The sequence below is a fragment of the Streptomyces sp. NBC_00258 genome (genome assembly GCF_036182465.1).
GTDB lineage: Bacteria > Actinomycetota > Actinomycetes > Streptomycetales > Streptomycetaceae > Streptomyces.
In genome coordinates this window covers 3,075,582-3,089,536 of the sequence record NZ_CP108081.1, presented here as the reverse complement: position 1 = coordinate 3,089,536, position 13,955 = coordinate 3,075,582, and the positions used below count along the sequence as shown (strand labels likewise).

Here is a 13,955-nt window from a genome sequence, read left to right as displayed (position 1 = left end):
GGAGGCTGCCCATGTCCGCCGAATCCTCCGTCTCCCCGTCCCGGGTGGGAGTGTGGCTGATCGGAGCACGTGGCTCTGTCGCCACCACGGCCGTCACGGGCTGCGCCGCGGTGACCGCGGGGCTGCACCCACCGACAGGCATGGTCACCGAGACCCTCGCGTTCGCCGACTGCGGACTGCCACCGCTGTCGTCTCTCGTCTTCGGCGGTCACGACACAGTGGACTGCCCGCTGCCGAAGCGGGCGGAGGCGCTCGCCGCCGGGGGTGTGCTGCCGCCCGGTCTTCCGGCGGCCGTCACCGCCGAACTCACCGCCGCCGACCGGGAGATCAGGCTCGGCGGCCCGCTGTCCGGTGAGACGCGCGACGAGGACGAACTGGTCGAGGCCCTGGCCTCCGACATACGAGACTTCATGAGCCGATGCGGTCTGGACCGCACGGTCGTGGTCAACGTGGCGTCCACGGAACCCGTGCCCACCGGAACGGAACTCCCGGCCAGCTCCCTGTACGCCGCGGCCGCGCTGCGGGCGGGCTGCCCGTACGTCAACTTCACCCCGTCCATGGGCCTGCACCACCCCGCACTGGCGTCCGCGGCCGCGGCGTCCGGGCTGCCGTACGCGGGCCGTGACGGCAAGACCGGCCAGACCCTGCTGCGGTCGGTCCTCGGCCCGATGTTCGCGCAGCGCGCGCTGGCGGTCCGCGCCTGGTCCGGTACGAACCTGCTGGGCGGCGGTGACGGCGCGGCCCTCGCCGACCCGGGGGCCGCCGCCGCGAAGAACGCGGGCAAGGAACGCGTCCTGGCCGACACCCTCGGCGGGGTTCCCGAGGGCGAGACCCACATCGACGACGTACCGTCCCTCGGCGACTGGAAGACCGCCTGGGACCACATCGCCTTCGACGGCTTCCTCGGCACCCGGATGGTCCTCCAGACGACCTGGCAGGGCTGCGACTCCTCCCTCGCGGCCCCGCTGATCCTCGACCTGGCACGCCTGGTCGCCCGCGCCCACGAGGCAGGCCTGTCCGGCCCCCTCTCCGAACTCGGCTTCTACTTCAAGGACCCGGTGGGGGAGGGCCCCGCGGCCCTGGGCGAGCAGTACGCGGAACTGGTGGGGTTCGCGGAGCGGTTGCGGGGGGTTCGATGAGCGGGGGGCCGGCGTCGAAGAACGCGAACCCGGTGCCCCGGGACGCGGACCCGGCGGAACAACAGGCAAGCCCTGAGGCGCGAGGCGCGAGCCCGGTGCCGCAGGACGCCGCGAGGACGACATCACCACGGTCCGCGAGGCAGGGAGTGGACGTGCACGCCTGGGTGGAACTCCTGCGTCTCCCCGCCCTCTTCACGGTTCCCGGCGACGCGCTCGCCGGCGCCGCCGCGGCCGGGGCGCGCCCGAACCCCCGAACCCTGGCGGCCATCGCCTCCTCCCTCTGCCTGTACGAGGCCGGCATGGCCCTCAACGACTGGGCCGACCGCGCGGAGGACGCCGTGGACCGCCCGCACCGCCCCCTGCCCTCGGGCCGCATCAGGCCGGCCGCGGCCCTTGCGGCGGCCGGCGGCCTGACCGCGGCGGGCCTGGCCCTGGCCTCAACGGCGGGCCGCAGGCCCCTCGCGGTCGCGGGCGCGCTGGCGGCCACGGTCTGGTCGTACGACCTGGTCCTCAAGCGCACGCCCGCGGGCCCCGTGGCGATGGCCGCGGCCCGCGCCCTGGACCTCCTGCTCGGCGGGGTGGCCGCCAACGGCGACATGCGCAGGGCACTGCCCTCGGCGCTGGCACTGGGCACCCACACCCTGGCCGTCACCACGGTCTCCCGCCACGAGACCCAGGGCGGTTCACCGTGGGCCCCCTTGAGCGGACTGGTCACGACGACGGCACTGGCCTGGTCCGTCACCCGCGACGGCGCGGAACGGGGTCGGCAGCCCGGACAGGACAGGCACGCGGGAGGGGACCGGCAGCCAGGAGGGGACAGGAAGCCTGGACGGGACCGGCAACCGGGAGGGAACCGGCAGTCGGGACGCGCGGCGGCAGCCGCCACCAACCTCGTGTCCCTGCGCGGAGCACTCGCCGCCGTCTACGCGGCGACCGCCGCCCGGCCCCTCTTCCACGCCGCCCTGAACCCGTCCCCCCAGCTCACCCAGCGAGCCGTCGGCGGCGGCATCCGAGCCATGATCCCTCTGCAGGCCGCCCTCGCGGCCCGCTCCGGCGCTCCGGTCACCGCCCTGCTGACGGCGGCGCTCGCCCCAGCGGCCCGCCGGTTCGGCCGGAAGGTGAGCATGACATGAGCCTTCGGCCGAGCCCCCGCCCCACCGCGCACCCCCTCCGCTACTCCTACGGCACCAACGGCCTGACCGACCTCCGCCTGGACGACGCACTCTCCCTTCTCGCCGACCTCGGCTACGACGGCGTCGGCTTGACGCTCGACCACATGCACCTGGACCCGCTGGCCCCCGACCTCGCGGCCCGCACACACAAACTCGCCCGCAGACTGGACGAGCTCGGCCTGGGCGTCACCATCGAGACCGGCGCCCGCTACGTGCTCGACCCGAGGCGCAAGCACGGCCCGTCCCTCCTCGACCCGGACCCGGACCAACGCGCCCGCCGCGCCGACCTGCTCGTCAGAGCCGTCCAGATCGCCACCGACCTCGGCGCCCACGCGGTCCACTGCTTCAGCGGCATCCTCCCGAAGGACACGGCCACAGCCACGGTCGGAGAAGCGGACGCCGAAGCGGCTGCCGGCGAAGCGGCCGAGGACGCCGCCTGGAAGCGTCTCGCCGAAACCCTCGCCCCCGTCCTCGACGCCGCCACCGCCGCCGGAATCCCCCTCGCCGTCGAACCCGAACCGGGTCACCTCCTCGCCACCCTCGACGACTTCCACCGCCTGCGCACCGCTCTCGGCAGCCCCGACGCCCTCGGCCTCACCCTCGACATCGGCCACTGCCAGTGCCTCGAACCCCTCTCACCAGCCGACTGCGTACGCGCCGCCGCCCCCTGGCTGCGCCACGTCCAGATCGAGGACATGCGGCGCGGCGTCCACGAACACCTCCCCTTCGGCGACGGAGAGATCGACTTCCCTCCCGTACTCGACGCCCTCGCCGCCGTCGGCTACCAGGGCCTGGTCTCCGTCGAACTGCCCCGCCACTCCCACGCGGGCCCTCAACTCGCCCAGCAGTCCCTCCCGTTCCTCCACCACGCGGCCGCCGTCTCCACACCCCCGGACGCCGACCGGCCGCCGATCCCCGGCGAGGGCTCCACCGACTCCGACGGGAGAACCCCGTGAACCACCTCCACGACGCCCTCGGTACCCCGACGGACGTCGCCCCGCCGGCCCTCGCCGCCCTGCACACCCGCCTGAACGGCCGGCTCGACGGCGCCGCCCGCGCCTGGCTGGACCAGGCACTCGACGAGGCGGCCGCACACCCGGGCACCCACGGGCCCATCTCCGTCTGGGAGTTGCGGATCGCCGAGGCCGGCCGCCGCTGCGGCCCCGACCTGGCGGAGGCGGCCCGCGTCCTCCTCCTGCACGCGGCCCGGGCCGACGCCACCACCCTCGCCCGCGTCTACCGCCAGGGCACCGCCGACGAACGCCGCGCCGTCCTCCAGGCACTGCCCCACCTCGTGCCGGGCCCCGACGCCCTGCCGATCGTCGAGGACGCCCTGCGCACCAACGACACCCGGCTCGTGGCCGCCGCCGTCGGCCCGTACGCCGCCCTGCACCTGGACGCCCACAACTGGCGGCACGCCGTGCTCAAGTGCCTGTTCACCGGTGTCCCCGTCGAGGCGGTGGCCGACCTGCCCCGCCGCGCCCGCGCCGACGCGGAACTCGCCCGCATGCTCGCCGACTACGCCGACGAACGCACCGCCGCGGGCCGTCCCGTACCCCAGGACCTGCACCACGTCCTGGACCTGACCGAGCACCCGGCCACCCCGCCCGGCACCGACGCCCCCCACGGCAGCGACGGCAAGGAGTCCTGATGCGTATCTTCGACCCCCACATCCACATGACGTCACGCACCACCGACGACTACGAAGCCATGCACGCAGCCGGTGTCAGAGCCGTCGTCGAACCCGCCTTCTGGCTCGGCCAGCCCCGCACCTCGGCGGCCTCCTTCCTCGACTACTTCGACTCCCTCCTCGGCTGGGAACCCTTTCGCGCCGCGCAGTACGGCATCGCCCACCACTGCACCCTCGCCCTCAACCCCAAGGAGGCCAACGACCCCCGCTGCGTGCCCGTCCTCGACGAACTGCCCCGGTATCTCGTGAAGGACCACGTCGTGGCCGTCGGCGAGATCGGCTACGACTCGATGACCCCCGCCGAGGACACCGCCCTGGCCGCCCAGCTCCAGCTCGCCGCCACCTATGAGCTGCCCGCGCTCGTCCATACCCCGCACCGCGACAAGCTGGCCGGTCTGCGCCGCACCCTCGACGTGGTCCGGGAGTCCGCACTGCCCCCGGACCACGTCCTGATCGACCACCTCAACGAGACCACGGTCAAGGAGGCCAAGGACGGCGGCTGCTGGCTCGGCTTCTCCGTCTATCCGGACACCAAGATGGACGAGGAACGGATGGTCGCGGTCCTGCAGGAGTACGGACCGGAGAAGGTACTGGTCAACTCCGCCGCAGACTGGGGCAAGAGCGATCCGCTCAAGACCCGCAAGGTCGCGGACGCCCTGCTGAAGGCCGGCTTCACCGAGGACGACGTCGACCAGGTGCTGTGGCGCAACCCCGTCGCCTTCTACGGACTCAGCGGCCGCCTCGACCTGGACGTCGCCGGCACGGACGCCACCCACGAGGGCAACTCCATCCTCCGCGGCGTCCCGAAGACCCTCCCGGACACCGACCCGACGATGACGGAGGCGTGACCCATGCGCTTCCGTCACCCCGACGGCTCCACCGTCCACCTCGCCTACTGCACCAACGTCCACCCCGCCGAGACCCTCGACGGCGTCCTCGCCCAGCTCCGCGACCACTGCGAACCCGTACGCAAACGCCTCGGCCGCGACCGTCTCGGCATCGGCCTGTGGCTCGCCAAGGACGCCGCGCACGCCCTGGTCACCGACCCGTCCGCCCTGCGCGGGCTGCGCACCGAACTCGACCTCCGCGGTCTCGAAGTCGTCACCCTCAACGGCTTCCCGTACGAGGGGTTCGGCGCCGAGGAGGTCAAGTACCGCGTCTACAAGCCGGACTGGGCCGACCCCGAGCGGCTGGAACACACGACGGCTCTCGCTCGCGTCCTCGCCGGACTCCTCCCCGACGACGTCACCGAAGGCACCATCTCCACCCTGCCGCTCGCCTGGCGCACGGTGTACGACGACGGCCGCGCCGACCGGGCCCACGCCGCCCTTACCACCCTCGCCGAACGCCTCGACGCGCTGGAGGAGCTGACCGGTCGCTCCATCCGCATCGGCCTGGAGCCGGAGCCGGGCTGCACCGTCGAGACCACGGCCGACGCCATCGCCCCGCTCACCGCGATCGGCCACCCCCGCATCGGCGTCTGTGTCGACACCTGCCACCTCGCCACCTCCTTCGAAGATCCGCGCACCGCACTGGACGCCCTGGCCGCCGCCGGCGTCCCCGTCGTCAAGTCCCAGCTCTCAGCCGCCCTGCACGCCGAACACCCTCACCTCCCCGAAGTCCGCGAGGCCCTCGCCGCCTTCGACGAACCCCGCTTCCTGCACCAGACCCGCACCCTCACCGCCGCCGGACTCCGCGGAACCGACGACCTCGGCGAGGCCGTCAAGGAGGACGCCCTGCCCGACGCCTCCCCGTGGCGCGCCCACTTCCACGTCCCGCTGCACGCGGCCCCCGACGCGCCCCTCACCTCCACGCTGCCCGTACTCAAGGACACGCTGACCCGACTGGTCGGCGGCCCGCACCCGCTGACCAGCCACCTCGAGGTCGAGACCTACACCTGGCAGGCCCTTCCGCCCGAGCTGCGCCCACGTGCCCGCGCCCAGCTCGCCGACGGCATCGCCGCGGAACTCACCCTCGCCCGAGACCTGTTGACGGACCTCGGCCTGAAGGAACTCCCATGAGCACCCAAGAGACCCCGGCAGCGCCGGCCGGTACCGACGGCTCCACGAACCCCACCCCGCTCCTCGTCCTCGACGTCGTCGGCCTCACCCCCCGTCTCCTCGACCACATGCCCCACCTCAAGACCCTCGCCCAGGCCGGCTCGCAGGCCACCCTCGGCACGGTCCTGCCCGCCGTCACCTGCGCCGCCCAGTCGACGTTCCTCACCGGCACCCACCCGTCCGAGCACGGCATCGTCGGCAACGGCTGGTACTTCCGCGACCTGGGCGACGTACTGCTGTGGCGCCAGCACAACGGCCTGGTGTCCGGGGACAAACTGTGGGACGCCGCCCGGCGCGCGCACCCCGGCTACACGGTCGCCAACATCTGCTGGTGGTACGCCATGGGCGCCGACACCGACATCACCATCACCCCTCGTCCGATCTACTACGCCGACGGCCGCAAGGAACCCGACTGCTACACCCGGCCCCCGGCCCTGCACGACGAACTCACCGAGAAACTCGGCACGTTCCCGCTCTTCCACTTCTGGGGTCCCGGCGCCGACCTCGTATCCAGCCAGTGGATCATCGACGCCACCCGGCACATCATCCGCACCCGCCACCCGGACCTGACCCTCTGCTACCTCCCTCATCTCGACTACGACCTGCAGCGCTTCGGCCCCGACGACCCGCGCTCCCTGAAGGCGGCCGCCGACCTGGACGCGGCCATGGCCCCCCTCCTCGACGACGCCCGGGCGGAGGGCCGCACCGTCGTCGCCCTGTCCGAGTACGGCATCACCCGCGCGGACCGCCCCGTCGACATCAACCGCGCACTGCGCCGCGCCGGACTCCTCGAAGTGCACACGCAGGACGGCATGGAGTACCTCGACCCGATGGCCTCACGTGCCTTCGCCGTCGCCGACCACCAGATCGCCCATGTCTACGTACGCCGCCCCGAGGACATGGAGGCCACGAAAGCCGCGCTCGCCGATCTTCCCGGCATCGAGCAACTCCTCGACGACGAGGGAAAGAAGACCCACCACCTCGACCATCCGCGCTCCGGCGAACTCGTCGCCGTCGCGGAGCCGGACGCCTGGTTCACGTACTACTACTGGCTCGACGACGCCCGCGCGCCCGACTTCGCGCAGCTCGTCGAGATCCACCGCAAACCCGGCTACGACCCGGTCGAGCTCTTCATGGATCCGCTCGACCCGTACGTCAAGGTCAAGGCCGCGGGCGCGCTGGCCCGCAAGAAGCTCGGCATGCGCTACCGCATGGCGGTCGTGCCCCTCGATCCCTCACCTATTCGAGGCAGCCACGGCCGCCTCCCCCTGAGCGACGACGAAGGTCCGCTCATCATCTGCTCCACCCCCCGCGCTGTCGGCGACCGCGTCGCGGCCACCGATGTGAAATCCCTGTTGCTCGACCTGGCCGGCCTCGGGTGACAGCACCCGGGAGCGACCGGACGGGCGATCACGAAAAGTGAAACACACGGCACAGACAGTGTGTTCGGCCTGTGGACAACCGGCATACCGCACGGCACCCGTCACAGCCGGACACCTGACGAACATGGCTGGGCCCCTGCCGAACACGGTGGGCCCCTACCCGAAAGAGAGACACCGTGACCGCGTTCAACGACGAATCCGGATCCGGCGACGCCCTGCGTCGCGCGCTCGGCGTCAACCGCCGCCGCTTCCTCAGCACGTGCACCGCCGTCGGAGCCGGGGCGATAGCCGCCCCGGTGCTGGGCGCCTCACCAGCCCTGGCCCAGGACCGGGGCAGAGGCCATGACCACGACCACGGCCGAGGTCACGTCCTCGTTCCGCCGGGCAAGCGCGGCATCATCCTCTACACCGTCCGCGACGCCACGGCCCGCGACCCGCTCGCCTCGGACCTGCCCTCCGGCTTCCGCGAGGTGTTCAAGCAACTGGCCCGCCACGGATACCGCCAGGTGGAGTTCGCCGGCTACGGCCAGCACGCCAACGCGCCGGGCGGTGCCAACCTCGGTTCCGTGGCGGGCGCCAAGCTGCTGCGCTCCTGGCTCGACGACTACGGCCTGCGCGCCCAGGGCAACCACGGCTTCATACCGTCCTCCTGGCCGCTGACCAGCGCCGACGTGGACACCTTCAAGCTGAACCTGGAGATCGCCAACATCCTTGGCATGGACCACATGGGCACCGGCGGCGACCCCACCGGCAGCTCCTACCCGGCCGACTGGGACGTGGCGGCCGACAAGTGGAACGCGCTGGGCAGGATCGCCCGCCGCGAGGGCATCAAGCTGTACACGCACAACCACGACTCCGCCTACGGCTTCCTGCTCGACGGAGGCCCGCTGGACGCCCAGGGCCGCCCCACCCGCAGCTCCGGCATCCGCAAGCTGGAGTACTTCCTCAAGGCCACCGACCCGAAGCTGGTCTGGCTGGAGATGGACATCTTCTGGGCACACGTGGCCCAGTACAAGTTCCACACCTACACCGCCCACGACGGCTCCACCCGCAGGAAGGTCTTCGACCCGGCGGGGCTCGTCGCCCGCCACAACAAGCGCTACCCGCTGTTCCACGCCAAGGACGGTGTCGTGAGCACCACCAACGGCATGGGCTATGACATGGTCCCGTTCGGAACGGGCGTCATCGACTACACCACGTTCTTCTCGCGGGTCGGGGAGCGGAACTACCACAACCCGATGGTCGAGGACGACAACTCGCCCAGCGCCACCGACCCCGCACAGTCGCTGCGCGAGGCCAAGATCAGTTACGACAACCTCGCGGCCCTCCGGGCAAGGCGTCACTGACCACGGACCACGGCAGGCGGTCCTCCCCACGTGGTGCGGTGGGGAGGACCGCCTGCGTTTCCAAGCCTGGGAGCGGTTGTGGGGGTTCTAGTACGTCGGGGACGTGTGCGGCGGACACGACGCGGGACGGTTCCTCCGCGCCGCAGGGTTCATGAGGGGGCATCCCCTCACCGGCTCGACGCGTGTGCGTACCGGTTTCAGGCCGTCTCCTCACCGAGCGGTTGCGGATTCGGTTCGATGCGCTTGCCCTTGGGCCGCCCGGGCGGGTGCAGGAACAGAGCCATGCAGCCGGCGAACAGGGAGATCGAACCGGCCAGGATGAACGCGCCGGCGTAGTCCCAGTTCGCCACGACCACGGCGCCCATGCCGGAGCCGAGCAGGCCGGACACCAGCTTGGAGCTGTAGACGAGCCCGTAGTTCGACGCGTTGTTGTTCTCACCGAAGTAGTCGGCGGTCATGGCCGCGAACATCGGGAAGATCGCGCCGCCGCCGAATCCCGAGATGGACGAGAAGAGCAGGAACAGCGGCAGGTTTCCGATGTTGCCCGACCACAGGATTCCGTACTGGGAAAGACCGAGCACGATGCAGACGAAGATCAGACATTCCTTGCGGCCGTACCGGTCGGACAGCCAGCCGATGACGCCACGTCCGGTGCCGTTGACGATTGCCTTCATGGACATCGCGGTCGCCACGATCCCGCCCGCGAAGCCGACCTCCTTGCCGAACGGCACCTGGAAGGCGATACCGAAGATGTTCACGCCCGAGGTGCAGAGCAGACAGAACCACATGAGCCCGACCCGGCCCGTCTTCCAGGCCTCCATGGGGGTGTACTGCTTCACGGCGGGCGGGTTCTTCTCCATGGCGCGCCGTGCCCGAGGGTCGTCGGGCTTCTTGAGCGGGTCCACCTCCGCGGGCCACCAGTTCTTCGGCGGGTCCTGGAAGAAGTAGCCGGCCACGGCCACCACCGCGGCAAGGAAGACACCGACGGACACCAGGACCCACCTGAAGTTACTGGTGTCCATGAAGCCGGTGAAGATGAACACGAAGGGCACCGAGCCGTAGGCGAAACCGCCGTTGACGAAGCCGGTCTTGCCGCCCTTGCGCTCCGGATACCACTTGCCGACCATGTTCACGCAGGTCGCGTAGACCATGCCGGCGCCCATACCGCTGAACATGCCGAACCCGATGTACGCGACGATCACATGCGGTGCGAAGGCGAGTGAGACGTAGCCCAGCAGGGTGCCGACCGCGCCCAGCATCATCGCCCAGCGTGCGGGCAGTTTGCCGGACTCACGGAGCTTGCCCGCGGGGAAGGCCACCGCGGCCTGGAAGAACACCCACACGCCGAGCATCCAGAAGATGTGCCCGTCGGTCCAGTGGTGCGCGCTGTGCAGCGTGTCCTCGGCGGACGCGAAGGCGTACTCGGCCGAGCTGATTCCCATCATGCCGACCCACGGCAGGATGACCATCCACTTGCGTTTGCGGCCCATGATGTCGAGGTCGGACTCACCGACGCGGTAGACGCGTCCGTTCGCGTCGGCCACCTCTCGGTATGTCGCCGTCGTGGGCAGATCGGTGGTTGTCATTTTGCGAATGCACCCCTTGCGTCGAAAGATCTGGCCAGCGCCCCCTGTCCAATTCCTTTCGTGTGCGCACGGGTCCCGGGGCGGGCCGACGCGCACCGTCGGCCCGCCCCTTCACCGGGTCAAGTCATGAACTGCCCCCCAACAGCGCCCGCCGCGCACCGCGGCGTCACAGGAGCCCCGCCGCCCGCGCCCAGCGGTACTTCGCGCCGAGCACCGCCACCGGCTTCTCGGTCGTGTACGGGTATGCCACGACCCCGCGCTCGTAGAGGTACTGGCAGGCCTCCTCGACCTCGACGTCGCCCGCGAGCGACGCCACGACGGGCTTCTCGATCCCGCGCTCCTTGAACTCGGCCACCACGCGCGCGGTGAGCTCGGCGAAGACCATGGGAGGGGTCACGATGGTGTGCCAGTAGCCGAGGACGAGCGAGTGGATCCGCGGGTCCTCAAGACCCAGCCGGATCGTCGCCTCGTACGTCGACGGTGGCTCGCCGCCCGTGATGTCCACCGGGTTGCCGGCTGCGCCGAAGGGCGGGATGAACTCCCGGAAGGACGCGTCCAGGTCCGGCGGGATCTCCATCAGGGAGAGGCCGTTGTCGGTCACCGCGTCGGACAGCAGTACGCCACTGCCGCCGGCGCCGGTGATGATCACGATGTTGTCGCCCTGCGGAGTCGGCAGCACCGGCAACCCGCGCGCGTACTCCAGCATTTCGTTCAGACCGGGCGCCCTGATGACACCGGCCTGCTTCAGGATGTCCTCGTACACGGCGTCGTCGCCCGCGAGGGCGCCCGTGTGCGAGCCCGCGGCCTTGGCGCCTGCCGCCGTACGGCCCGCCTTCAGGACGACCACCGGCTTCCTGGGGACGGTCGCCCGCGCGGCCTCGACGAAGGCGCGTCCGTCCTTGAGGTCCTCCAAATGCATGGCGATGCACTTGGTGTTGGGGTCCTCGCCGAACCAGGTCAGCAGGTCGTCCTCGTCCAGGTCCGACTTGTTGCCGAGCCCCACGATCGCGGAAACACCCGTCTTCGTAGTGCGCGCGAAGCCCAGAATGGCCATCCCTATGCCACCGGACTGCGAGGTGAGCGCGACACCGCCCTTGACGTCGTACGGCGTGCAGAACGTGGCGCACAGGTCCTGCCACGTCGAGTAGTAGCCGTAGATGTTCGGCCCGAGCAGCCGGACGCCGTACCGCTCGCCGATCGCCACGATCTCGTCCTGCAGCTCGTGCTCACCGGTCTCCGCGAACCCGGAGGGGATCAGGACAGCGTTGGGGATCCCCTTGCGTCCCACCTCCTCCAGGGCCGAGGCCACGAACTTGGCGGGAATAGCGAAGACCGCCACATCCACCTCACCGGGAACGTCCGTGACACTCTTGTACGCCTTGCGGCCCAGAATGTCATCGGCCTTGGGGTTCACCGGGTGGATCTCCCCGGAGAAGCCGCCGTCGATGAGATTGCGCATGACCGAATTGCCGATCTTGCCCTGCTCGTTGGAGGCCCCGATGACGGCCACGGACGACGGCTGCATCAGCCGGCGCATCGAGATGAGGATCTCGTCGCGCGTGTACTTGCGGCGGGGCTTGGCCACTTCCTCGGCGAGGATGATCCGGATGTCCGCGGCCACCGCGCCCTCCGGGGTGGCGATCACCGGGTTCAGGTCCACCTCGGCGATCTCCGGGAAGTCCGCCACCAGTTCGGAGACCCGGCGGATCTGCTCGGCGATCGCCCACCGGTCCACCGCAGGAGCGCCCCGCACGCCACGCAGGATCTCCGCTGCCCGGATCGAGTCCAGCATCGACAACGCCTCGTCCGCGTCCACGGGCGCCAGCCGGAACGTGACGTCCTTGAGGACCTCGACGAGCACTCCGCCGAGCCCGAAGGCCACGACCTTCCCGAACGTCGGATCGGTCACCGCGCCGACGATGACCTCCTGCCCCTTGGGGAGCAGCTCCTGGACCTGTACGCCCTCGATACGGGCCTCGGCGTCGTACGCCCGGGCGTTCTCGATGATCTTGTGGAAGGCGGCGCGTACGTCCGCCGCCCCCTCCACCCCGACGATCACGCCGCCGGCGTCGGTCTTGTGGAGGATGTCCGGGGAGACGATCTTCATCACGACGGGTCCGCCGAAGCGCGCCGCATAGGACACCGCCTCGTCGACGTCGGTCGCCAGCTCCTCACCGGGGACGGCGATCGCGTACGCGTCGGCGATCACCTTGCCCTCGGGCGCGGTCAGCGCCGTCCGCCCCTCGGCCCGCACGGCTTCGAGGAGCGTACGCACCCTCAGCACCCGGTCTTCGGCCATCAATCAGATCACTCCGTTCGACTTGAGCAGGCGCAGCTCCTCGTCGCCGAGACCGAGCTCGCCGACGTACACCTCTTCGTTGTGCTCGCCGAGCAGCGGCGAACTGACCACGTCCACGGGGGAGTCGGAGAGCTTCAGCGGGCTGCCCACGGTCACGAAGTCGCCCCGCTCGGGGTGCGGCACCGTCACGACCATCTCGTTGGCGACCAGCGACTCGTCCTCGATGATCTCCTTGGTGGAGAGGATCGGTCCGCACGGGATGTTGTGGGCGTTGAGCTGCTCAAGGACCTGCCACTTGGGGAGCGTGGACGACCACTCCTCGATGAGCTGGAACATCTTGGTGAGCTGGGGGAGGCGCGCCTCCGGGGTCGCCCACTCGGGGGCGTCCGCGAGTTCGGGGCGCCCGATGAGCTCGGTGATGGGCTTCCAGCCGACGGGCTGCACGATGACGTACACGTAGTCGTTCGGGCCGCCCGGCGCGCACTTGACCGCCCAGCCGGGCTGGCCGCCGCCGGACGCGTTGCCGGACCTGGGAACCTCGTCGCCGAAGTCGTCGTTGGGATATTCAGCCAGCGGCCCGTGCCCGAGGCGCTGCTGGTCCCGCAGTTTCACCCGGCACAGATTCAGCACGGCGTGCTGCATCGCCACGTTCACGCGCTGCCCGCGCCCCGTGTTCTCCCGCTGGAACAGGGCGGCGAGGATCGCCGCCACGGCGTGGATGCCCGTGCCCGAGTCACCGATCTGGGCTCCCGTCGCCAGCGGCGGCCCGTCCTCGAAGCCGGTGGTCGACATCGACCCGCCCATGGCCTGAGCGACGACCTCGTACGCCTTGAAGTTGGTGTACGGGCCGTCCCCGAACCCCTTGATGGAGGCATAGACGATCCGCGGATTGATCTCCTGGATGCGGTCCCAGGTGAAGCCCATGCGGTCGACCGCGCCCGGTCCGAAGTTCTCGACCATGACGTCGGAGCGCCGGATCAGCTCGGTGAGGATCTCCTTGCCGCGCTCGGTCTTGGTGTTGAGGGTGATGCTCCGCTTGTTGCAGTTGAGCATCGTGAAGTAGAGGGAGTCGACGTCCGGGAGATCGCGCAGCTGCTTGCGCGTGATGTCACCGGTCGGCGCCTCCAGCTTGACCACGTCCGCGCCGAGCCAGGCGAGCAGCTGGGTGGCGGAAGGACCGGACTGGACGTGCGTCATGTCGAGGACGCGGATGCCTTCGAGGGCCTTGGCCGAGGTCGCCGGCGTCGCTGCCGTTGCTGACGCCGCAGTCGTTGCTGTCAT

11 protein-coding genes are annotated in these 13,955 nt (G+C 70.6%); 8 read left to right on the top strand and 3 right to left on the bottom strand.

Annotated elements, in window-relative coordinates:
- The first annotated feature begins 11 nt into the window (after positions 1-11).
- The 8 genes from OG718_RS13915 to OG718_RS13880 all read left to right on the top strand — a co-directional run bounded on the left by OG718_RS13915 (position 12) and on the right by OG718_RS13880 (position 8,789).
- On the top strand, positions 12-1,139 hold the full coding sequence (locus OG718_RS13915; RefSeq protein WP_143640884.1) for an inositol-3-phosphate synthase: 1,128 nt from the start codon (positions 12-14) through the stop codon (positions 1,137-1,139).
- Positions 1,140-1,291: 152 nt separating this feature from the next.
- A complete protein-coding gene (locus OG718_RS13910) occupies positions 1,292-2,272 on the top strand; it encodes an SCO3242 family prenyltransferase (protein ID WP_328844279.1) in 981 nt (326 codons plus the stop codon).
- On the top strand, positions 2,269-3,267 hold the full coding sequence (locus OG718_RS13905; RefSeq protein ID WP_328844278.1) for a sugar phosphate isomerase/epimerase family protein: 999 nt from the start codon (positions 2,269-2,271) through the stop codon (positions 3,265-3,267). The genes OG718_RS13910 and OG718_RS13905 overlap by 4 nt, the downstream gene beginning before the upstream one ends.
- On the top strand, positions 3,264-3,962 hold the full coding sequence (locus OG718_RS13900) for an EboA domain-containing protein (RefSeq protein ID WP_328844277.1): 699 nt from the start codon (positions 3,264-3,266) through the stop codon (positions 3,960-3,962). Before OG718_RS13905 ends, OG718_RS13900 begins: the two co-directional genes overlap by 4 nt.
- Positions 3,962-4,849 carry a TatD family hydrolase gene (locus OG718_RS13895; protein ID WP_328844276.1) on the top strand — a complete coding sequence of 296 codons (888 nt, stop codon included), beginning with the start codon at positions 3,962-3,964 and terminating at the stop codon, positions 4,847-4,849. Before OG718_RS13900 ends, OG718_RS13895 begins: the two co-directional genes overlap by 1 nt.
- Positions 4,850-4,852: 3 nt before the next feature.
- Entirely contained in the window at positions 4,853-6,022 is a 1,170-nt protein-coding gene (gene eboE / locus OG718_RS13890) for a metabolite traffic protein EboE (RefSeq protein WP_328844275.1), read from the top strand.
- Positions 6,019-7,443 (top strand): nucleotide pyrophosphatase/phosphodiesterase family protein, encoded by a 1,425-nt coding sequence (locus OG718_RS13885; protein WP_143640879.1) that lies wholly within the window; start codon positions 6,019-6,021, stop codon positions 7,441-7,443. The genes eboE and OG718_RS13885 overlap by 4 nt, the downstream gene beginning before the upstream one ends.
- A 176-nt stretch (positions 7,444-7,619) precedes the next feature.
- Positions 7,620-8,789 (top strand): sugar phosphate isomerase/epimerase family protein, encoded by a 1,170-nt coding sequence (locus tag OG718_RS13880; RefSeq protein ID WP_143640878.1) that lies wholly within the window; start codon positions 7,620-7,622, stop codon positions 8,787-8,789.
- 197 nt (positions 8,790-8,986) lie between these two features.
- On the opposite strand, the gene OG718_RS13875 is transcribed toward OG718_RS13880, so the two are convergent.
- The 3 genes from OG718_RS13875 to frc all read right to left on the bottom strand — a co-directional run bounded on the left by OG718_RS13875 (position 8,987) and on the right by frc (position 13,955).
- The gene (locus OG718_RS13875; RefSeq protein WP_143640877.1) at positions 8,987-10,375 is read right to left on the bottom strand and encodes an OFA family MFS transporter; all 1,389 of its coding nucleotides are present in this window, start codon (positions 10,373-10,375) and stop codon (positions 8,987-8,989) included.
- Between the two features lie 166 nt (positions 10,376-10,541).
- Entirely contained in the window at positions 10,542-12,674 is a 2,133-nt protein-coding gene (locus OG718_RS13870; RefSeq protein ID WP_328844274.1) for an acetate--CoA ligase family protein, read from the bottom strand.
- 3 nt (positions 12,675-12,677) lie between these two features.
- Positions 12,678-13,955, bottom strand: a complete 1,278-nt coding sequence (gene frc, locus OG718_RS13865; protein WP_306936583.1) for a formyl-CoA transferase — start codon at positions 13,953-13,955, stop codon at positions 12,678-12,680.

Excerpts from the sequence above, each read along its gene's own strand:
- OG718_RS13915 (WP_143640884.1), top strand. The coding sequence starts at position 12 with ATGTCCGCCGAATCCTCCGTCTCCCCGTCCCGGGTGGGAGTGTGGCTG.
- OG718_RS13905 (WP_328844278.1), top strand. The coding sequence starts at position 2,269 with ATGAGCCTTCGGCCGAGCCCCCGCCCCACCGCGCACCCCCTCCGCTAC.
- OG718_RS13895 (WP_328844276.1), top strand. The coding sequence starts at position 3,962 with ATGCGTATCTTCGACCCCCACATCCACATGACGTCACGCACCACCGAC.
- eboE (WP_328844275.1), top strand. The coding sequence starts at position 4,853 with ATGCGCTTCCGTCACCCCGACGGCTCCACCGTCCACCTCGCCTACTGC.
- OG718_RS13885 (WP_143640879.1), top strand. The coding sequence starts at position 6,019 with ATGAGCACCCAAGAGACCCCGGCAGCGCCGGCCGGTACCGACGGCTCC.
- OG718_RS13875 (WP_143640877.1), bottom strand. The coding sequence starts at position 10,375 with ATGACAACCACCGATCTGCCCACGACGGCGACATACCGAGAGGTGGCC.
- OG718_RS13870 (WP_328844274.1), bottom strand. The coding sequence starts at position 12,674 with ATGGCCGAAGACCGGGTGCTGAGGGTGCGTACGCTCCTCGAAGCCGTG.
- frc (WP_306936583.1), bottom strand. The coding sequence starts at position 13,955 with ATGACAGCAACGACTGCGGCGTCAGCAACGGCAGCGACGCCGGCGACC.